The following is a 21111-nucleotide window of genomic DNA, read 5'->3' on the forward strand; positions in this document are numbered from 1 at the left end:
AATAAAGTAAACACAATGGCTTAGCGTTTACAATTTTACTCATCGTCTTCAGGAACGACGATAGCATCAATAGCTTGGGCAAGTTTAAAGTCTTTGTTTGTTACACCATTCTCATCATGCGTAGACAAGGAAATGTATAATACGTTATAGACATTGCGCCATTCTGGATGGTGATTTAAAGCTTCGCATTCAAAAGCAATTCGGCTCATCGCACTAAAGCAGTCCTTAAAATTTTCAAATTCAAATTCTGCATGGATGGCGTTGTCGCTATATTCCCAGTCTGGAAAGCGCAATAATTTTTTCTCGATATCTTCTTCTAATAATTTACTCATAGTATGTTATTTTATAGTGTTTAGAATATAGCTAAATTACGAATGAAAAACAACTAAATTTCAATTTCTGATATAAAATCTTTGCTTGTAAACTGTAAATGTTTTGGTAAGAGATTATACTTTGGTAAAACGGCTAAATAGCGGTCGTCATTAGTAGTATACACATTTTTTAGAAGCACATTTTTAAAACCTAATGCGTTAATAATTTCTAGAATATATTCGTCATGATGGACTAAATCCGTGCTGCCAATATGAAAAATGCCACTTTTATTTCGGTTAATGATATAATGAATTTGCTGTGTTAATTTTACATCTGTAGCTATATTCATAATCAGATTGGGAAAGACTTCTATGGCTTCTTTATTTTTAATGAACTCCTTTATCTCGGTTATTCTAGGCGACTGATTTCCAAAAACCATTGGTAATCTAATAATGGCAACTTGACGCTTTGGCAAGCGCAATAGCATGTTTTCAATTTTTATTTTGAAATGCCCATAAACACTATCACTTAAGGTTTTATCGCTTTCATAACTTGGGTATTTACTGTAGGAATCAAATACATTGGCTGATGATAAAAAGAGCAATTTACTTTTATGCATTTGTAAATATTGTGCTATATGGGCGTGCGCAATAACTTGTGCATTAAAATCGCCACGAAGTGCTGAAATAATAATCGTGGGTTTAACAATTTCTAAAATTTCAAACACATCATCTTCCTCCACATCATATTGAAAAAAATGTTGATTTTTTTCAAATTCACGTTTGGAGGTTCGGTAGGTACCAAATGTTTTAAAATAGGAGCAGAGTTCTTTATAAAGCGCATTTCCTATAAAACCACTAGCACCTAAAATAAGTATTCTATGTTTGTTTTCTATTGCCGACATGGCTTTAATTAGAACTGTTTATTAAAAAATAGATTGATTGGTAAGCGTTGTAAAATGCTCCAGCGCTTTCATGCCTAATTTAGAATTACCACGTTCATTTAATCCAGGCGACCAAACCGCAATTGTAAACTCATGTGGTAATGCGGCCACAATGCCACCACCAACACCACTTTTTCCAGGGAGTCCAACTTCAAAGGCAAATTCGCCCGCTTCATCGTAAAATCCACACGTAAGCATAATGGCGTTAATGCGCTTGGCTTGACTTTTTGTAATGCGAGCCATTTGCGCTAAACATTTCCCTTTATTGGCAAATAAAAAGAAAGCTTTTGTTAATTGAGAGCAGGTCATTTCCAAAGAACATTGATGGAAATAAAAATCTAAAACATCGTCAACTGAATTATTAAGATTGTTGAAGGATTTTAATAGGTTAGCCGCAGCAAAGTTATTAAAACCCGTTTCTTTTTCCGATTGTGCGACTTTTAAATTATAGGAAATAGAATCATCACCTGTAATATCTTGCACATATTTTAAAAAATCAGCCTTTGGATTTTCCAATTGGGAAACCAAAATATCTGCAATTACAATGGCACCGGAATTAATTAATGGGTTTCGAGGAATTCCTTCTTCCAGTTCCAAAAGCGATAAATGGTTGAAAGGGTTTCCGGAAGGCTCTACATCCACACGATCCCAAATATGTGTTCCAATTTTAGACATAGCCATGGCTAGTGTCAGAACTTTGGAAATACTTTGAATGGAAAATCCAACTTCAGAATCGCCAACCGCAAATTCTTCACCAGAAATAAGCTTTAAGTGCATACCAAAACGCTCCGGATTTACGCGAGATAATTCAGGAATATAACGCGCAATATGGCCTTTATCTGCTTCCTGAATTACGTTGGCATGTATTTTATTTAAAATGGCTTGGTAATCTATCATAGAGTATGTTAGTCCTTGTAAAAAGGTAGTTTTACAACCGTTGCAGGAACGGCATTCTTACGAATTTGGATGTTTATTTTAGTATCAAATGCACTGTAGTCTGGAGAAACATAACCTAAACCAATTCCTTTTTTAAGCATTGGAGACATGGTTCCAGATGTTACCTTTCCAATTAAATTTCCGGCATCATCAACAATGTCATAACCGCTTCTAGGAATACCTTTATCCTCTAACTCGAAAGCAACTAACTTTCGTTTTAAAACGCCTTTCTTTTCTTCAGATAAGTTATCTGAATTAGTAAAGGTTTTTGTAAATTTAGTAATCCAACCTAAACCAGCTTCAAAGGGTGATGTGGTATCATCAATATCATTACCATATAAGCAGTAACCCATTTCCAAGCGTAACGTATCACGAGCTGCTAAACCTATTGGCTTAATGCCGAAATCAGCACCTGCTTCAAAAACCTTATCCCATATTTGTTTTACTTCTGAATTCTTACAGTAAATTTCAAAACCACCACTTCCCGTATAACCGGTTGCAGAAATGATGACATTTTCTACCCCTGCAAAATCGCCAACCACGAAATTGTAAAATTTAATGGCAGATAAATCATGACTTGTCAAGGATTGCATTGCTTCAATAGCTTTAGGCCCTTGAATGGCTAAAAGTGAATAATCATCACTAATATCTACCATTTCGGCACCAACATCATTTTTAGATTTAATCCAATTCCAATCCTTTTCAATATTGCCCGCATTAACAACTAAAAGGTAGGTTTCTTCTTCAATTTTATAAATAATTAAATCGTCAACAATTCCGCCCGTTTCATTCGGTAAGCAGCTATATTGTGCCTTTCCAATGGTTAATTTGCTCGCATCATTCGTTGTGACTTTTTGAATTAACTCAAGGGCTTTTGGTCCTTTGATTAAAAATTCACCCATGTGCGAGACATCAAATACGCCAACGGCTTTTCGTACGGTTTCGTGTTCTACATTTACGCCTTCATATTGTACTGGCATATTGAAACCTGCAAAAGGCACCATTTTTGCCCCTAATGCTTCATGTGTTGATGATAAAGCTATATTTTTCATAAGTATATTCCGTTTAAACGAACATTTTAATTAGACTTCGATTGAGACACAAATGTATTGAAATTTATCTGTTTTAAAGAGTTGCCTTAAGGTTAATCTAGGCTTAAAAGTTTGTTAATTTTTTTAGTTAAAAGCTGTCTGTTCTATTTTATCTTTTAATTTACCATGGGTTTAAAACGCGTATCTCATGAAACATTTTATTATGGCGGCATTTGCGGCTTGTATAACACTTAATATGCCTGCACAAGATGGCTTACCAACCGATTATTTATCAGCTGAATTTCATAAAAGTAGACGTGACGCCTTGCGCAGCGGTATGCCTGAAAATTCTGTCGCTGTTTTTTTTGCAAATCCTGTGAGAAATAGAGCCAATGATGTGGATTACGTATATCATCAAGACCCCGATTTTTATTATTTGACGGGTTATAAAGAACCACATGCTGTTTTAGTTTTGTTTTCTGAAAACCAAACGAATTCGGAAGGTGTTGTATACAACGAAATAATTTATGTTCAGGAAAAAAATCCGCAAGCAGAGCAGTGGACCGGAAAACGGTTAGGTATTGAAGGTGTGAAAAATCAATTGGGTTTTGACAGGGCGTATAATGGTAGTGATTTTAACAATTCAGGTGTTGATTATTCCCAATTTGATAAAGTTTTATTTAATAATTTTAATAATGATTATCGCGACTCTAAACGCAACCAAGCCGATTTACATAGCTTAATTGAACAGTTTAAGCAACAAGCTAAATATGATGAAAATACGTTGCCAGATCCTATAAAATCTCGAATTTATGAAATGATTAAAGCCACAGATCTTGAAAATAGTGCCAATGTGGCTCAAAATATTGGTCGTGCTTTGGAGTACTATCCTAATTTAAAAAAGGATAAAGTGATTTCAGATTATGCAGAATCAACAGATCCAAATGTGCGTTTGGAATTGAAACAACAAATTATAAAAATAGAGCAGGAGACACCAAAATCGAATTTGGACACCCAAAGTTTATCCACACTAATGGCAGGTTTGCGCCAAATTAAAACTGAAGAAGAGCTGGTATTACTTACAAAAGCCGTTCGCATTTCGGCTATGGGACAACGTGAAATTATGAAGGCTATGCATCCAAACATGTCCGAAATGGAAATACAAGGCATTCATGAATTTGTATACAAAAAATATGGTAGCGAGTACGAAGGCTATCCTAGTATTGTAGGTGCCGGAAATAATGGCTGTGTGCTGCATTATATTGAAAATAGTAAAATGCAAGTAAATAATGAATTGGTAATCATGGATTTAGGTGCTGAATATCATGGTTATACCGCAGATGTTACACGAACTATTCCAGCCAATGGAAAATTTACCAAAGCGCAAAAAACTATATACGATTTAGTTTTTGAAGCTCAAGAAGCTGGTATTGCAGCAGCCAAGGTAGGCAATGGGTTTAATGCAGTTGATGTGGCTAGTCGCGCTGTTATTCATAAAGGATTAATTGCTTTAGGAATTGCCCAAAATGATAAAGAAGCTAGACAGTACTTTCCACATGGCACCTCTCATTATTTAGGGTTGGATGTTCATGATCCTGGGCTTTATGGAGCTTTTGAGCACAATATGGTTATTACTGTTGAACCAGGAATTTATATCCCAGATGGCAGTAATTGTGATAAAAAGTGGTGGGGAATTGCCGTAAGGATTGAAGATGATATTTTAATTACTAATAATGGTCCCGTTAATTTATCAGCAGAGGCGCCTAGAACATCTAAAGACATTGAAGCCTTGATGAAAGAGAAAAGCGCTCTGGATGATTTTGTATTACCTGCATTAGATTAATACGTTAAAAGCATCTGATGATTGGGGTTGGAATGGGTTTGTGAAATTTTAAAATCATAACTCCCTACAATTTTAAACCCTGCTTTTTTATAGAAATTAATGGCTCTATGGTTTTCTATCCATACATATAGCCACATTCCAGATTGGTTGTGTTTTTGTGAAACTGAGACATTAAATTCAAATAATTCTTTCCCTAATTTTAAATTATGAAAAGCTTTCAGTACATAGATACGTTCTAGTTTGGTTACATTTTTAAACGGGATGTTCTTTTCAGAAATGGAATATATTATTTTAGAGTAGCCAATTGGTGTTTCGTTATAGATTAGAATATGAAAAATAGTGTTAGTGTCCAGCAGTTCTGCTTCAAAAACAGATTTAGTGAATTTTAAATTGATATATGAATCTATATCAGCTTTAGAAGCACTCATACCATGAGACTCCAAAAATGTTTGCCTTCCAATTAAGGAGAGTGTTTCGGCATGGTTGGCATTCGCTTTAATAATTTTAATCATTTGGTAAAAAATGTAACTGTTTTATAGGTTATAAAAGTATAATTTTAAAGACAATAAAATTAACTGTATTTTTGAAAGCATGTCCGTTTTATTAATATAAATAAAGTAATAAATACCCATGAAAATATTTTCAGATAAGCAGATTTACGAAGGTGATAAACTCACGGCAAAAAAGCAAAACATTACATCCACCGAACTCATGGAGCGTGCGGGTATACAAATTTTCAATTGGTTGCATTTACGTATGCAAGGCGCTCAAGTACCTATTCACGTGTTTTGTGGCATTGGAAATAACGGCGGTAATGGTTTGGTGGTAGCTCGGCATTTAATTAACCATGGTTACCATGTGAATACCTATGTGGTTAACTTCAGTGATAAGCGAACACGGGATTTTCTGTGTAATTATGACTTAATAAAACAAACCACAAAAAAATGGCCTACGCTTATAGGTCCAGATGATGATTTTCCTGAAATTGGTCCTGATGATATTATCATTGATGCCGTTTTCGGTATTGGATTAAATCGTCCGGCAGACGATTGGGTGGTTAATTTGTTTCAACATTTTAAAGTGTCTAAAGCATTTACGCTATCCGTTGATATTCCTTCCGGAATGAAAACAGATGCTGTTCCAGCTGACGATAATAATGTGGTTTGGGCAAATCACACATTGAGTTTCCAGTCCACAAAACTCGCTTTCTTTTTACCAGACACCGCTAAATTTACGGAACAATGGGAAGTTTTAGATATTGGTTTTGACCGTGAATATTTAATAAAAACCCAAACAGCTGTAGATTTAATAGGTAAGCAGGAAGTATTGCCCATTTATAAACCCCGTGATAAATTTTCGCATAAAGGAACCTTCGGTCATGCACTTATAATTGGTGGAAGTTATGGTAAAATAGGAGCCGCTATTTTAGCTAGCCGCTCGGCTCTATCTATTGGAGCAGGATTGGTAACGGCTTTTGTGCCTAAATGTGGTTATATACCAATTCAGTCTAGTTTTCCAGAAGCCATGATTATTACCGACGAACAGGAGGAGTGGATTAGTAATATTCAATTTACAATTACTCCAACGGTTATTGGTCTAGGTGTTGGTATGGGAACTGAAAAAGCAACTGCTGAAGCTTTACAAGTGTTTCTAACTACCAACAAAACACCTTTAGTTATTGATGCGGATGGTATTAATCTGCTGTCTAAAAACAAAGATTTATTAAAGTTATTGCCACAGAATACGGTCTTAACACCACATCCTAAAGAGTTGGAACGCCTAATTGGTGTGTGGAAAGATGATTTTGATAAACTGAAAAAGGTTAAAGCATTTTCAAAAAAATATCACCTAATTGTTGTGATTAAGGGCGCTTATACTTTAACCGTTTTAGAAGATAAAATATATATTAATTCAACCGGAAACCCAGGATTGGCAACTGCCGGAACTGGTGATGTTTTAACGGGAGTTATTACCGGACTCATTGCACAAGGCTATGATTCTTTGGCTGCGTCTGTGTTTGGAGTATATCTACACGGAAAATCAGCGGATATTGCGGTACAAGGTTTGGGTTATGAAGCAATGACTGCTACACATGTAATTGATACATTAGGTGATGCCTATTTGAATTTGTTTGAACAGCCTGAACCTCCCAAAGTAGAAGCGGAGGAGAAGGAAGGAGAGAAAAAAGAAAAAAAGTCTAAAACCAAATAAAGGATAGACCTTATTTACATGAGCTAATTTATAAGGATTCTTAGTTGTTATGCTTAACAGGTTGCAGAATCTCATATTCTAATTTGTAAGACATTGTTTTAAAGCAGACGGTAAACTTTATTATAAAAAAAGAGTCGCATTTTTTTTGCGACTCTTTAATTTTGAAAGTATTCAGAATTTAGATATTTAATTCTGTTAGTAGTTCTTTTAATTCATCACTTGAAGGTCTTGGCGCATCTGGAGATACCACATTTCCTGCAGGATCAATTAAAATAAAACGTGGAATACCGTTTATTTTATAGGCTTGGATAAATTCAGTTTGCCATCCTTTTGGAGCAAATAACTGAATACCGCCTAATTCTTTATCCGCAACCATGGCTTTCCACGCTTCGTGCGCTTTATCCCATGAACCTTTATGGCTTCTATCATCATCAATAGATAGACTTACAAATTGGATATCTTTTCCGTGGTATTCTTTTTCAATTTCTTTTAAAAATGGAATTTCTGCTTTACAAGGACCACACCACGTTGCCCATACATCAATATATACATACTTTCCAGCTAAATCAGACAACGAGGTTGTTGTACCATCATAGTTTTCATAATCGCTAAACGTTGGGGAAGGCGTGCCTTTTGGAAACTCCTTTTTTAAAGCAATAGCTTGACCAATAAAGGATTTATAAGATTTTAGCATAGGCTCCAAACTCTTATTTGCACTATTGGTAATACTTGTATCTATGGCTTTATTGGAATTATAAAACTCTCCTAATTCTGTTTTAATCTTATCAAGCTCGGTTTCCAACGTTTCCATATCCGAAATTTTACTTAAAGTTTCAAAATCAATTAGCTGTTCTTCTTTTAAAGATTTTTCCGCTAAAAAATTACTGTGTTCAGAACCTGTTCCTGTGTACTTGATACTTTCATCAAACATTTTTGTATCGATTGTCATGTCAATGTCATAACCATTTTTTAAAAATATAGATGTAGATTCGGCACCATCAAAAAGGTTGTATATACCAGCATCAACCTTTAGAGTATCGCTAAAAGTACCATCCTCATTTACGGATATTGTTTTAGCATAATCACGGGTTCGTATAAGTAATGAATCGCTGTTTTTATTTGTTATTTTTCCAGAGAAAGTCACATAGTCTTTAGGTGCTTCTTCTTTACAGGCAAAAATGGATAATGCTGCAACAAAAATTAAGGTTTTTTTCATGGTTAAAATAGTTTGTTTATTCAAAAATAGAATATTATCATGAATTATAAATGAAATGTCATTTTTTGTTTGCATAATACATAATGAATGTGGAATTTTGGGATAACATTTATGCACATGAGACCAATCCATTATATTTCGCAAGAAACCATTGATTTAGAAACTATTTCAGCCATTTTAGAAGAAGGCAAAACACTGGAATTAGCAGATAGTTCTGTTAAAAAAATTCAAGCTTGTCGGGATTATTTAAACCAGAAACTTAAAAATCAAGATTCTCCTATTTATGGTATAAACACGGGATTTGGTTCATTATATAATGTAAAAATATCAAAAGAAAATTTAACCAAACTTCAAGAAAATTTGGTAATGTCTCATGCGTGTGGTACTGGTGAATTGGTTCCAAAACCCATTGTGAAACTCATGTTGTTTTTAAAGGTGCAGTCTTTAAGTTATGGACATAGTGGTGTGCAGTTAGAAACGGCACAACGCTTATTGGATTTTTATAACCATGATATTTTACCAGTTATTTATACTCAAGGTTCTTTAGGAGCCTCGGGGGATTTAGCTCCTTTAGCACATTTGGCACTACCGCTAATTGGAAAAGGAGAGGTGTATTTTGAAGACGCTGTTCATACTGCTGAATCTATTTTGAAGAAATTTAATTGGGAACCCATAACCTTGCAATCTAAAGAAGGTTTGGCTCTGTTAAATGGAACACAATTTATGTCAGCTTATGGCATTCATTTATTAATGAAAGCCTATAAATTATCTTATTTATCAGATTTGATTGGAAGTACATCTTTAGAAGCTTTTGATGGAAGAATTGAGCCCTTTAATGAATTAGTGCATTTGGTGCGTCCGCATAAAGGTCAGTTAAAAACGGCAGAACGTATTCGTGAGTTTTTAGAGGGTAGTGAATTAATTGGTCAAGATAAAGTACATGTACAAGATCCCTATTCATTTAGATGCATGCCTCAAGTTCATGGAGCGAGCAAGGATACATTAGATTTTGTTAGAAAAACATTTATAACAGAAATTAATTCTGTCACTGATAATCCAAACATTTTTAGCCAAGATGATTTAATTATTTCTGGCGGAAATTTTCATGGCCAACCTTTAGCTTTGGCTTTAGATTATATGAAAATTGCCATGGCTGAATTAGGAAATATATCGGAAAGACGTGTGTTTCAATTAGTGTCTGGATTACGAGGGTTGCCAACATTTTTAGTTGATAATCCAGGTTTAAACTCGGGTTTTATGATCCCGCAATACACAGCTGCTAGTATTGTAAGTGCCAACAAACAATTGGCGAGTCCGGCAAGTATAGATAGTATTGTTTCTAGTAATGGTCAAGAAGATCATGTAAGCATGGGAGCCAATGCCGCCACGCAAGCTTATACTTTAGTACATAATGTAGAACGTATTTTAGCCATTGAACTGTTTAATGCCTCTCAAGCTTTGTACTTTAGAAAACCTTTAAAATCTTCAGCATTTATAGAGTCCGTTTTAATGGCTTACCGCCAAGATGTGTCCTTTGTTTCTAATGATAGAGAATTACATATTGATATTAAAAATTCAGTTTCGTTTTTATCGAATTTAGAAATAGATGTGCAAGAAATCTACGCTTAAAATTTACGTAAAATTTTGCTGTTTCTATGGATTTATAGGAAAGGCAAGTTTATACATTGCATAATTGGTCAGACCAAGCAATAGCTTCATCTAAAGTCTGAAATGCTTTAAAGGGAATACTTATAAAAGTACTTTCAAAATCTGTGTTGTCAATTTTAACAGAATCGCCAAAGACAACAGCAAAACCAACAAGGTTTTTAATTTTAGAAGTTTCGAAATAAACATTAGGGTCTACCGAATAGGAGTTTATTCTGTGTGTAATATACACAAACTTTCTATTGCCAAAATAGTTTCTAGCAATATCATAAAGTTCATTGTTTAAATCAATTAAAACGGTTATGCCTTCATTCATGACTGCTATCATGTAATGGTTATGGCAGGTAATGGTTCCGTACGGATATGTTTTTACAACAGACATATTTAAAGTTAAGTAAAATTTAGGACATAAAAAAACTCCACAAATGTAAGTGGAGTTTTTCAATATTAAACGATTTATTTTTTAAGATTCAGTCTTTTTTTTTCCAGACTCAATTTTAATTTTCAATTCGTTGGTTTTAGCATCTAAATCCATGGAGATTTTATCGCCTTCAGAAATTTTCGAATTGATTATTTCTTCAGCCAAGGCATCTTCCACATACTTTTGTATTGCACGTTTTAATGGTCTAGCGCCATATTGTTTGTCGAAGCCTTTGTCTGCAATATAATCTTTGGCAGCTTTACTTAATTTAAGCGTATAGCCAATATCCTTAATGCGTAAGATGAGTTTATCTAATTCAATATCAATAATTTTATTGATATCTTCTTTTTCAAGTGCATTAAATACTACCACATCATCAATTCTATTCAAGAATTCTGGCGCGAAAGCTTTTTTCAACGCATTTTCAATGACGCTTCTAGCATTGGCGTCTTCTTGAGATTTTTGTGAAGACGTTCCAAAACCAACACCTGTACCAAAATCTTTTAGTTTACGAGAACCAATATTGGAGGTCATGATAATAATAGTGTTTCTAAAGTCTATTTTACGACCTAAACTGTCCGTTAAATACCCATCATCTAATACTTGTAAAAGCATATTAAATACATCTGGATGTGCTTTTTCAATTTCATCAAGTAACACGACAGCATAAGGTTTGCGTCTAATTTTTTCAGTTAATTGACCACCTTCTTCATAACCTACGTATCCTGGAGGCGCACCAACTAATCTTGAAATCGCAAATTTTTCCATATACTCACTCATGTCGATTCGGATTAAGGAATCTTCACTATCAAATAATTCTTTTGAAAGTACTTTTGCTAATTGCGTTTTACCAACACCTGTCTGACCTAAAAATATAAATGATCCAATTGGTTTATTTGGGTCTTTAAGTCCGGCACGATTTCGCTGAATAGCTTTTACTACTTTGGCAACCGCTTGATCTTGACCGATTACTTTACCTTTAATTAATTCTGGTAAAATGGCTAATTTATTACTTTCGGTTTGTGCAATTCTATTTACAGGAATTCCGGTCATCATAGAAACAACGTCAGCCACATTATCTTCCGTAACGGTTTCACGGTGCAACTTGGTGTCTTCTTCCCATTTTTCTTGAGCAATGGCTAATTCTTTTTCCAAACGTTTTTCATCGTCCCGAAGTTTAGCTGCTTCCTCGTATTTCTGTTTCTTAACTACACTAGATTTTGTGGCTTTTACAGCTTCTAATTGTTCTTCTAATTCAACAATCTGATCTGGAACATTAATGTTTGTTATGTGCACGCGCGAACCAGCTTCATCTAAAGCATCAATAGCTTTATCTGGTAAAAACCGATCTGTCATATACCGATTCGTTAATCGCACACAGGCCTCAATAGCTTCCGGTGTATATTCCACATGGTGATGCGATTCGTATTTATCTTTAATGTTATTTAGAATTTCAATAGTTTCATCAACGGTTGTTGGTTCTACAATAACCTTTTGGAAACGTCTTTCTAAAGCACCATCTTTTTCAATATACTGTCTGTATTCATCTAAAGTCGTGGCACCAACGCATTGTATTTCACCTCTTGCTAAAGCTGGTTTAAACATGTTGGACGCATCCAAACTACCTGTGGCACCACCAGCACCAACAATGGTATGGATTTCATCAATAAACAGAATGATATCGTCGTTTTTCTCTAGCTCGTTCATTACAGCTTTCATACGCTCTTCAAACTGTCCACGGTATTTTGTGCCCGCAACCAAGCTCGCTAAATCTAATGTTACAACGCGTTTGTTAAATAAAATTCGTGATACTTTTCTGCTTACAATTCTATTTGCTAAACCTTCAGCAATGGCAGATTTACCAACACCAGGTTCACCAATTAGCAGTGGGTTGTTTTTCTTACGTCTACTCAAAATTTGAGATACACGTTCTATTTCTTTTTCACGACCTACAACAGGATCTAGTTTACCTTCTTCCGCCATAGCTGTTAAATCGCGTCCAAAATTATCTAAAACAGGGGTTTTAGATTTCTTATTCGTTTTTCCAGTTGGTGAATTAAATAAATTATCTTTTGATGTGTCGTCATCTGAAGCTGAATCATCATCCGGAAAAGATTCTGATTTCGGCTCTCCTGTAATATCAGGATAATTTTCGTCGTTTGTTATCATAAACTTGAACTGTTCTTTTACGTTATCATAATCCACTTTCAGCTTATTTAGAAGCTTGGTTGTGGGATCGTTGTCGTTTCTTAAAATGCACAAGAGCAAATGTGCTGTATTAATGGAGCTACTCTGAAAAAGTTTCGCTTCCAAAAACGTGGTTTTCAAGGCACGTTCAGCTTGCCTGGTTAGATGTAAGTTCTTCTTATTATTAGAAGTTACTGCCATATTAGGATTTGCAGGACTTAAAATTTCAACCTTGCGTCTTAAATGGTTTAAATCTATTTCTAGAGCACTTAAAATATCAATAGCCTTTCCGCTACCATCTCGTAATAATCCAAGCATCAAATGTTCTGTGCCTATAAAATCGTGACCAAGCCTTAAAGCCTCCTCTTTACTATACGCAATTACGTCTTTAACTCTCGGTGAAAAATTGTCATCCATAAATAATTCCTTTCTGCATTAAATGTACTAAACATATTAGTAAGGACAAAAACCATACCTTAAATAATAGTTTGTATGCTAATAGACAAAAAAATGTTTATAAAGACAAAATATTTAACAGCATACTTATTAACGAAAAGCAGGGTTTGAATTGTTAATAAAAAAACCGAAAAAACACAAAAGAAACCCTTGCTGTAGCTGATGAAATGGTTATATTAGCACGATTTGTAAACCTACAAAAATCTAATTAGTAATATATATGGCAGAAGGAGAAAAATTGATCCCAATTAACATTGAAGATGAAATGAAATCGGCTTACATTGATTATTCAATGTCAGTCATTGTGTCACGTGCTTTACCTGATGTAAGAGATGGTTTAAAACCGGTACATAGACGTGTGCTTTTTGGTATGCACGAACTAGGTGTTAGAGCAACTGGAGCACATAAAAAGTCAGCAAGAATTGTTGGGGAAGTACTAGGTAAGTATCATCCACATGGTGATACATCTGTTTATGATGCTATGGTTCGTATGGCTCAAGAATGGAGTTTACGTTATATGTTAGTGGATGGCCAAGGTAACTTTGGATCTGTTGATGGTGATAGTCCTGCAGCAATGCGTTATACGGAAGCTCGTATGCGTAAAATATCGGAAGATATGCTGGCAGATATAGATAAAGAAACCGTAGATCATAAATTAAACTTTGATGATACCTTACACGAACCAACCGTACTTCCAACACGAATTCCTGGTTTATTAGTTAATGGTGCATCAGGTATTGCCGTTGGTATGGCTACTAATATGCCGCCTCATAACTTAAGTGAAGTGGTGGATGGTATAACAGCTTATATTGAAAATACCGATATTGAAGTTGATGAGTTAATTACACATATTAAAGCACCAGATTTCCCAACTGGAGGAACAATTTATGGTTATGATGGTGTTATTGAAGCGTTCAAAACAGGTCGTGGTCGTATAGTCATGCGTGGAAAAGCACGTATTGAAGAAGTACAAGGTCGTGAATCTATTATTGTTACCGAAATTCCGTACCAAGTGAATAAGGCTGACATGATTAAAAAAACAGCCGATTTAATAAACGAAAAGAAAATGGATGGTATTGCGTCTATTCGCGATGAATCCGATAGAAACGGTATGCGAATTGTTTACGTTTTAAAGCGTGATGCTATTCCTAATATTGTATTAAATACCTTATATAAATACACGGCTTTACAGTCGTCATTTAGTGTTAACAACATTGCTTTAGTCAATGGTCGTCCACAATTATTGAATCTGAAAGACATGATTCACCATTTTGTGGAACACAGACATGATGTGGTTGTACGAAGAACTACTTACGAATTGCGTAAAGCAGAAGAGCGTGCTCACATACTTGAAGGTTTAATTATTGCTTCAGATAATATTGACGAAGTAATTGCGCTTATTCGTGCGTCATCAAATGCGGATGAAGCGCGTGAGAAGTTAATTGAACGTTTTAAACTATCCGAAATTCAGGCCAAAGCCATTGTAGAAATGCGCTTACGTCAGTTAACAGGACTAGAACAAGATAAATTGCGTTCGGAATACGACGAGTTAATGATTACCATTGCTGATTTAAAAGATATTCTTGAGAAAAAAGAACGTCGTATGGAAATCATTAAAGACGAATTATTAGTTGTAAAAGATAAGTATGGTGATGAGCGTCGTTCGGTTATTGAATATGCTGGAGGCGATTTAAGTATTGAAGATATGATTCCAGACGAGCAGGTGGTTATTACCATTTCGCATGCTGGTTATATTAAGCGTACCTCACTTACAGAATATAAAACACAAAATAGAGGAGGTGTAGGACAAAAGGCATCTACTACAAGAAATGAAGACTTTTTAGAGCATCTATTCGTAGGAACTAATCACCAATACATGTTATTCTTCACCCAAAAAGGGAAGTGTTTCTGGATGCGTGTTTATGAAATTCCGGAAGGAAGTAAAACATCTAAAGGTCGCGCTATTCAAAACCTGATTAATATTGAGCAGGATGATAAAGTAAAAGCTTTTATCTGTACGCAAGACTTAAAAGATGAAGACTACATCAATAGCCATTATGTCATTATGGCAACCAAAAAAGGTCAAGTTAAAAAAACGGCTCTAGAGCAATACTCACGTCCACGAACTAATGGTATTAATGCCATTACAATTAAAGAGGATGATGAATTACTAGAAGCCAAATTAACTACTGGAAACAGTCAAGTTATGTTGGCCTTAAAATCTGGTAAAGCTATTCGTTTTGAAGAAGCCAAAACTCGACCAATGGGTAGAAATGCGTCTGGTGTAAGAGGTATTCGCTTACAAGACGAGAATACCGATGAAGTTATAGGTATGATTGCTATTGAAAATCCGCAAGAAGAATCCGTATTAGTTGTTTCTGAAAAAGGATATGGAAAACGTACTTATATTGATGATCCAGAAGATGGTGAAGCTGTTTACAGAATAACGAACAGAGGTGGAAAAGGAGTTAAAACTATTTCTATAACTGAAAAAACTGGTCATTTGGTGGCTATAAAATCGGTGACAGATGAAGAGGATTTAATGATTATTAACAAATCTGGTATTGCCATTCGTATGGCTGTTGCTAATTTACGAGTTATGGGTCGAGCTACACAAGGTGTAAGACTTATAAACTTAAAAGGAAGTGACTCTATTGCGGCTGTTGCAAAAGTAATGAAGGAAGAAGAAGATGAAAACGAAGCCTTGCTAGATGAAGATGGTAACATTATTGAAACTGAACAAGATACTGATAATGGCACAACTTTTGATACGGATGAAAACGAATTAAATAACAATAATTAAGATAATAATATGAGAAACCCAATTTTAGTTGCATTGGCAATTCTAGTAAGTACTGTTTCTTTTGCTCAAAAAAAAGAGTTACGTACAGCTGAAAAAGCAATAAAAAATAAAAATTATGCTGAAGCCAAAACAGCATTGAACCAGGCAGAATCTATGATGTCTGGAATGGATGATAAGCAAAAATCCCAATATCATTTATTAGTAGCTGAAGCATTGTATGCTCAAGGTACAGCAAATAATTCCGACTTAAACAAAGCTATTGAAAGTTTAATTTTGGTAGGAAAGGATTACGAATCCGAATCAATGGAATTAACAACTACTATAGAAAACGAGCTTTTAACTAAAGCCAATAGTATGTACACAGCTAACAATTTTGCTGAAGCTGAAACAAAATTCGAACAATTATACCGTGTAGTACCAAGTGATACAACGTATCTTTATTATGCAGCTGTTAGTGCCGTAAGTGGTCAGGATTATGAAACGGCTTTAAACCATTATTTAGAACTAAATAAACTTGGATACACAGGTGTTACCAAGGAGTATTTTGCAATTAATAAGGAAACTGGTGAAGAAGAAGTCTTTTCCAAAAAAAATCTGGACTTGTATATGAAGACTGGTGAATACATTAAACCAGGTGAACGCGTTTCAGAATCGAAAGCAAATGAAATCACAAAAAATATTGCCTTTATTTATGTTAATTTAGGGAAAACCGAAGAAGCTTTAAAGGCTATAAAATTGGCGCGTGATCAAAACCCGACAGATGTTAATATTATTTTAACAGAAGCTAACTTACAATACAAATTGGGTAATAAGGACGAATATAAGTTGCTAATTGAAAAGGCAATTGATTTAGATCCAACTAATGTAGATTTGTTTTACAATTTAGGTGTTCTTTCGGCTGAAGCTGGGTATAATGACAAAGCTAAAGAATATTATGACAAGGTTATTGAAATGGATCCTACGTATACAAATGCACATACCAATATTGCAGCTTTAATACTAGGTGAGGAGCAAGGTCTTATTGAAGAAATGAATGGTTTAGGAACATCCGCTGCTGATAACAAACGTTATGATGAACTAAAGGCGGAACGTAAAGAGCTTTATAAAACAGCTATTCCTTATTTAGAAGCTGTTTTAGAAGTAGATTCAGAAAATTTAGAGGTTTCTAAAACACTAATGAATATTTATAGTGCCATTGCGGAAACTGAAAAGTACAAGAAAATGAAAGCTAAAGTTGAAGCTTTAGGAGGATAATTCTAATAGGTTTAATTGAATAAAAAAATGCTACTGAAATTCAGTAGCATTTTTTTGTTTTATGTTAATCCAATAATTCGATTTCCATGACTAGCGCTTGAAACAAATTTAATTGATAAGAACCATGGTATGCTAAATATACTTAATTCCTAGAAAACTAAAAAGTCAAAATGCCTGCCCATTTTAAAATAAACAAGATTAAAATTGTAATTCCGGTACTTGTATATATAACACCTTGCCAATAAAAAAGCCGTGTTCCCCATTTATTCCATAATGTACTGCCATATTCCTTTTTGAAATGACCGTTGGTAAGCTTCCAAAAAAGGAAAGCGATATTTAAGAATATTGCAATTGCTATTGGTATGATATTCATTGGTTCTTGAGTTTAAAGTGGTGATTTTTGGGTTCGTTTTATAATAACAGATTCAATATTTAAATAATACTTGAACTTATTTACCCCTCCACAATCCGCTTAATAACGCGTAATTTATGAGTATGCATGCGTGTATCTACATTATAAATTCCGGAATGATCTAATCTATCAATGCGGACTTTACCATGTGCATGAATAATAAAATTATCCGGCATAATAATACCAACATGGACTATCTGTCCTTCGTCATTATCAAAAAATGCTAAATCGCCTGGATCGCTTTCTTCAATAAAACTCAACGCCTCGCCTTGTGTGGCTTGTTGTGAGGCATCGCGGAATAATTTATAACCATTCAATTTATAAACCATTTGGGTAAACCCTGAACAATCTATACCAAAGGGTGTTTTTCCACCCCAAAGATAAGGAGCGTTTAAATATGAAAATGCGGTTTTTAAAATATGCGCTTTAGTAGCTATTTCACTAACCGCATTCCCATCATGTGTATGTTGTAATAAATCCAATCCGTTTAAACTTGAGCCCAACGGAATAGGATATAATTGATTTTCGCTGTCTTCAATAAATTCAACTAAATCCGTTGAAAGAATAGGCGCTTCGTCATGCAATGTATTATAATTGTCTTCTGTAATTTCAAGGTACTGCTTGTTATCAATCCAACCTTCATAGGTATCAAAACCCAATCGGATTCTACTCCAAGACTTCCGTTTTTCAAGCACTTTAAAATAATCACCATACAATACTTGGGACACAAGTTCACTTGTATCACTAGGTTCCAATCGTAATGGAACAATGCTTAAATGACAAATTCCGTATTGCATGCAAAAAGTAAGGTATTAGTTTCTTTCGATAACAACTGCCGAAGCACCACCTCCACCATTACAAATAGCGGCTGCACCAATTTTTGCATTGTTTTGTTCTAAAACATTTAATAATGTAATTAAAATACGAACACCTGAACACCCTAATGGATGTCCTAAAGAAACAGCTCCACCATTCACGTTTACATTGGCATCGTTTAAGCCTAGTATTTTCATATTGGCTAAACCAACAACCGAAAATGCTTCATTAAATTCAAAGAAATCAACATCTTTGATATTAATTCCAGCTTTATCTAACGCTTTAGGTAAGGCTTTAGCAGGCGCTGTTGTAAACCATTCTGGCTCATGAGCAGCATCGGCAAAGCTTTTTATGGTTGCTAGAACTTTCAATCCTAATTCGTCTGCTTTCTCGCGACTCATTAAAACCATAGCACCCGCACCATCATTTATAGTTGAGGCATTGGCAGCTGTAACAGTTCCATCTTTGGTAAAAGCAGGACGTAAAGCTGGTATTTTTTCTAATTTTACATTGGTGAACTCTTCATCTGTATCCACAACTAATGCATCACCACGTCTTTGTGGAACTTCAACTGGAACCACTTCATTATCAAATTTCCCGGCTTCCCAAGCTGCAGCCGATCGTTTATACGATTGAATAGCATAGGCATCCTGATCTTCACGAGAAAATTTATATTCAGTAGCACAAGCGTCGGCACAAACACCCATGGCGTTTTGGTCGTAGGCATCAACTAATCCATCACGTTGCATCCCGTCTTCCATTTTAGCAGGACCAAATTTAGTACCTGTTCTAGCATGCAGATAATGCGGAATTAAACTCATATTTTCCATTCCACCAGCAACCACAACGTCGGCATCACCTAAAGCAATAGCTTGTGCTGCTTGCATAACCGCTTTCATTCCAGATGCACACACTTTATTTACTGTGGTACATGGAACCGTGTTTGGAATTCCTGCGTAAATTGCCGCTTGTCTTGCAGGCGCTTGTCCGGCGCCGGCTTGAACAACATGACCCATAATAACCTCTTGAACTAATTCTGGCTTTAAATTAATTTTTTCCAAAGCACCTTTAATAGCTACAGCACCCAAACGTGGTGCAGGAACAGTTGAAAGGGATCCTAAAAAACTACCAATTGGTGTTCTGGCTGCTGATACAATGACGACTTCTTTACTCATGTTTTTCTAGTTTAATTTTTTAATCCCACAAAATTAATCATTTTTTAATAGAATGTAGAATGATTAGCATTTTATACACCCATAATTTTCGACTATATTTTACTACATTTGAAAATATTTCACCAATCTATGAAAGACTTTATAAATACACTATATAGAAATCATTCGTTAGGCTATAAGCTGTTGCTTTTTATATCGACTACATTTTTAATTGTGTATTTATTTCCTAAAAGTGGTAAATTTAAATACAATTTCGAAAAAGGAAAACCTTGGCAATCAGAAAACCTTTATGCACCCTTTAATTTCGCCATTAAGAAAACGGATGCTGAAATTACCATGGAAAAACAAGAGATTAAGGACGCGTCACCATTATACTTTAATTTAGATGCATCGGTTCCAAACACAATAACTAATAATTTTCAACGTCAATTTAAATCGGTTTTTTCAGATACGATTCCCGTCTATACAAGAAACGATTTAAAGGATGCTGGAATTCAAATAATTGATAAACTCTACCATTTTGGTGTTTTAAACGAAGAACATAATTATTCGGACACCAAAAAAGTCATTATTTTAGAAGGTCGCGTCGAGAAGGAGCAAACCCAATTTGTAAACCTAGTTAAGGAAAATCAATTAAAAGCAATTATTGTCAAGGTTTTAGAAAGTAAGGATTTGTTGACTTATAAAAATGAATTCACATCGTTGTTTTTCGATTTAGTAGAACCAAATTTAGAATTTAACAAGGAATTTTCATCCCGAGTACTTCAAGAAGAGCTCGATAAAGTCTCATATATTCGTGGAAGTGTTGAGCGGGAAACGCTTATTATCTCTAAAGGTGAAGTTGTAGAAGGTGTTAAGTTTCAAATTTTAAAATCGTTAGAATCCGAATATGAATCGCAAGTTTGGAACAAATCTAATTATATATGGATTGTTTTTGCCTACACTCTTTTAGTGGCATTAGCCTTACTTATGCTGTTGTTATTTTTAAGAAAATATCGGATGTCTGTTTTTGAAAATAATGTAAAAGTGACCTTTATTTTCTTTAACGTAGCCTTTATGGTATTAATCACAACCTTGGTGGTTAATTACAATTCGCAATACATTTATGTGGTCCCAATTTGTATTTTGCCCTTGGTGCTAAAAGCCTTTTTTGATGCGCGTTTGGGCCTGTTTACACATGTTTTAACGGTTTTACTATTAGGACTAGTAGTACCTAACAGTTACGAATATATGTTCCTACAAATTATTGCAGGAATCGTTACTATTTTAACCGTGTCGGAATTATACAAACGAGCGAATTTATTTATTTCCGTTGGGCAAATCACCTTAATATATATTGTTGCCTATTTTGCATTCTTCGTTATTCATGAAGGAAGTGTTGAAACCCTACAATGGGAAACTTTTGGTTTGTTTGTGCTTTGTGGCTTGGC

General features: G+C 34.8%; 15 protein-coding genes and 1 pseudogene. 6 read left to right on the forward strand and 10 right to left on the reverse strand.

What is annotated here, in order from left to right:
* Positions 1-35 precede the first annotated feature (35 nt).
* From GMA17_RS03825 to gcvT, 4 genes are read right to left on the reverse strand one after another with little or no spacing between them, the layout of a single operon-like run.
* Positions 36-332, reverse strand: a complete 297-nt coding sequence (locus GMA17_RS03825) for a 4a-hydroxytetrahydrobiopterin dehydratase (protein ID WP_248399309.1) — start codon at positions 330-332, stop codon at positions 36-38.
* 53 nt (positions 333-385) lie between these two features.
* On the reverse strand, positions 386-1216 hold the full coding sequence (locus GMA17_RS03830; RefSeq protein ID WP_248399311.1) for a sugar nucleotide-binding protein: 831 nt from the start codon (positions 1214-1216) through the stop codon (positions 386-388).
* A 21-nt stretch (positions 1217-1237) separates the two neighbouring features.
* The gene (locus GMA17_RS03835) at positions 1238-2152 is read right to left on the reverse strand and encodes a glutaminase (RefSeq protein WP_248399313.1); all 915 of its coding nucleotides are present in this window, start codon (positions 2150-2152) and stop codon (positions 1238-1240) included.
* Between the two features lie 8 nt (positions 2153-2160).
* Positions 2161-3243 (reverse strand): glycine cleavage system aminomethyltransferase GcvT, encoded by a 1083-nt coding sequence (gene gcvT, locus GMA17_RS03840; RefSeq protein ID WP_248399315.1) that lies wholly within the window; start codon positions 3241-3243, stop codon positions 2161-2163.
* A 187-nt stretch (positions 3244-3430) separates the two neighbouring features.
* Between gcvT and GMA17_RS03845 the strand changes: the two genes are divergently transcribed.
* Positions 3431-5065: an aminopeptidase P N-terminal domain-containing protein gene (locus tag GMA17_RS03845; protein WP_248399317.1), complete on the forward strand. Its 1635-nt coding sequence runs from the start codon at positions 3431-3433 to the stop codon at positions 5063-5065.
* Here the strand turns inward: GMA17_RS03845 and GMA17_RS03850 are convergent.
* On the reverse strand, positions 5062-5577 hold the full coding sequence (locus GMA17_RS03850; RefSeq protein WP_248399319.1) for a GNAT family N-acetyltransferase: 516 nt from the start codon (positions 5575-5577) through the stop codon (positions 5062-5064). The two genes, GMA17_RS03845 and GMA17_RS03850, sit on opposite strands and share 4 nt — an antisense overlap.
* Before the next feature lie 118 nt (positions 5578-5695).
* On the opposite strand from GMA17_RS03850, the gene GMA17_RS03855 reads away from it, so the two are divergent.
* Positions 5696-7276 (forward strand): NAD(P)H-hydrate dehydratase, encoded by a 1581-nt coding sequence (locus tag GMA17_RS03855; protein ID WP_248399321.1) that lies wholly within the window; start codon positions 5696-5698, stop codon positions 7274-7276.
* A 178-nt stretch (positions 7277-7454) separates the two neighbouring features.
* Here GMA17_RS03855 and GMA17_RS03860 read toward each other — a convergent pair whose 3' ends face one another.
* Positions 7455-8492 carry a TlpA disulfide reductase family protein gene (locus GMA17_RS03860; protein ID WP_248399323.1) on the reverse strand — a complete coding sequence of 346 codons (1038 nt, stop codon included), beginning with the start codon at positions 8490-8492 and terminating at the stop codon, positions 7455-7457.
* Between the two features lie 117 nt (positions 8493-8609).
* Between GMA17_RS03860 and hutH the strand changes: the two genes are divergently transcribed.
* Positions 8610-10121 (forward strand): histidine ammonia-lyase, encoded by a 1512-nt coding sequence (gene hutH / locus GMA17_RS03865; protein ID WP_248399325.1) that lies wholly within the window; start codon positions 8610-8612, stop codon positions 10119-10121.
* A gap of 49 nt (positions 10122-10170) precedes the next feature.
* Here the strand turns inward: hutH and GMA17_RS03870 are convergent, their stop codons facing one another.
* Together GMA17_RS03870 and GMA17_RS03875 are read right to left on the reverse strand one after the other, a co-directional pair.
* Positions 10171-10539 carry a hypothetical protein gene (locus GMA17_RS03870; RefSeq protein WP_248399327.1) on the reverse strand — a complete coding sequence of 123 codons (369 nt, stop codon included), beginning with the start codon at positions 10537-10539 and terminating at the stop codon, positions 10171-10173.
* An 81-nt stretch (positions 10540-10620) separates the two neighbouring features.
* Positions 10621-13182, reverse strand: coding sequence for an ATP-dependent Clp protease ATP-binding subunit (locus tag GMA17_RS03875; RefSeq protein WP_248399329.1), 2562 nt, complete (start codon positions 13180-13182; stop codon positions 10621-10623).
* A gap of 259 nt (positions 13183-13441) precedes the next feature.
* On the opposite strand from GMA17_RS03875, the gene gyrA reads away from it, so the two are divergent.
* Both gyrA and GMA17_RS03885 read left to right on the forward strand, forming a co-directional pair.
* On the forward strand, positions 13442-16024 hold the full coding sequence (gene gyrA, locus GMA17_RS03880; RefSeq protein ID WP_248399331.1) for a DNA gyrase subunit A: 2583 nt from the start codon (positions 13442-13444) through the stop codon (positions 16022-16024).
* Positions 16025-16033: 9 nt separating this feature from the next.
* A complete protein-coding gene (locus GMA17_RS03885; protein ID WP_248399333.1) occupies positions 16034-17278 on the forward strand; it encodes a tetratricopeptide repeat protein in 1245 nt (414 codons plus the stop codon).
* A gap of 453 nt (positions 17279-17731) precedes the next feature.
* Here the strand turns inward: GMA17_RS03885 and GMA17_RS03890 are convergent, their stop codons facing one another.
* Together GMA17_RS03890 and GMA17_RS03895 are read right to left on the reverse strand one after the other, a co-directional pair.
* Entirely contained in the window at positions 17732-18487 is a 756-nt protein-coding gene (locus GMA17_RS03890) for a C40 family peptidase (protein ID WP_248399335.1), read from the reverse strand.
* A gap of 15 nt (positions 18488-18502) precedes the next feature.
* Complete coding sequence (locus GMA17_RS03895; RefSeq protein WP_248399337.1) at positions 18503-19681, reverse strand: acetyl-CoA C-acyltransferase; 1179 nt, start codon at positions 19679-19681, stop codon at positions 18503-18505.
* Positions 19682-20017: 336 nt separating this feature from the next.
* Here GMA17_RS03895 and GMA17_RS15455 point away from each other — a divergent pair.
* A pseudogene (locus GMA17_RS15455) lies at positions 20018-21109 on the forward strand (phosphohydrolase); the annotation flags it as partial.
* Between the last annotated feature and the right edge of the window lie 2 nt (positions 21110-21111).

Source organism: Bizionia sp. M204 (assembly GCF_023205095.1).
Taxonomy (GTDB): Bacteria; Bacteroidota; Bacteroidia; order Flavobacteriales; family Flavobacteriaceae; genus Algorimicrobium; species Algorimicrobium hallyeonense.

Coding starts and splice junctions, on each gene's coding strand:
- GMA17_RS03825 (WP_248399309.1), bottom strand. CDS start 332: ATGAGTAAATTATTAGAAGAAGATATCGAGAAAAAATTATTGCGCTTT.
- GMA17_RS03830 (WP_248399311.1), bottom strand. CDS start 1,216: ATGTCGGCAATAGAAAACAAACATAGAATACTTATTTTAGGTGCTAGT.
- GMA17_RS03835 (WP_248399313.1), bottom strand. CDS start 2,152: ATGATAGATTACCAAGCCATTTTAAATAAAATACATGCCAACGTAATT.
- gcvT (WP_248399315.1), bottom strand. CDS start 3,243: ATGAAAAATATAGCTTTATCATCAACACATGAAGCATTAGGGGCAAAA.
- GMA17_RS03845 (WP_248399317.1), top strand. CDS start 3,431: ATGAAACATTTTATTATGGCGGCATTTGCGGCTTGTATAACACTTAAT.
- GMA17_RS03850 (WP_248399319.1), bottom strand. CDS start 5,577: ATGATTAAAATTATTAAAGCGAATGCCAACCATGCCGAAACACTCTCC.
- GMA17_RS03855 (WP_248399321.1), top strand. CDS start 5,696: ATGAAAATATTTTCAGATAAGCAGATTTACGAAGGTGATAAACTCACG.
- GMA17_RS03860 (WP_248399323.1), bottom strand. CDS start 8,492: ATGAAAAAAACCTTAATTTTTGTTGCAGCATTATCCATTTTTGCCTGT.
- hutH (WP_248399325.1), top strand. CDS start 8,610: ATGAGACCAATCCATTATATTTCGCAAGAAACCATTGATTTAGAAACT.
- GMA17_RS03870 (WP_248399327.1), bottom strand. CDS start 10,539: ATGTCTGTTGTAAAAACATATCCGTACGGAACCATTACCTGCCATAAC.
- GMA17_RS03875 (WP_248399329.1), bottom strand. CDS start 13,182: ATGGATGACAATTTTTCACCGAGAGTTAAAGACGTAATTGCGTATAGT.
- gyrA (WP_248399331.1), top strand. CDS start 13,442: ATGGCAGAAGGAGAAAAATTGATCCCAATTAACATTGAAGATGAAATG.
- GMA17_RS03885 (WP_248399333.1), top strand. CDS start 16,034: ATGAGAAACCCAATTTTAGTTGCATTGGCAATTCTAGTAAGTACTGTT.
- GMA17_RS03890 (WP_248399335.1), bottom strand. CDS start 18,487: ATGCAATACGGAATTTGTCATTTAAGCATTGTTCCATTACGATTGGAA.
- GMA17_RS03895 (WP_248399337.1), bottom strand. CDS start 19,681: ATGAGTAAAGAAGTCGTCATTGTATCAGCAGCCAGAACACCAATTGGT.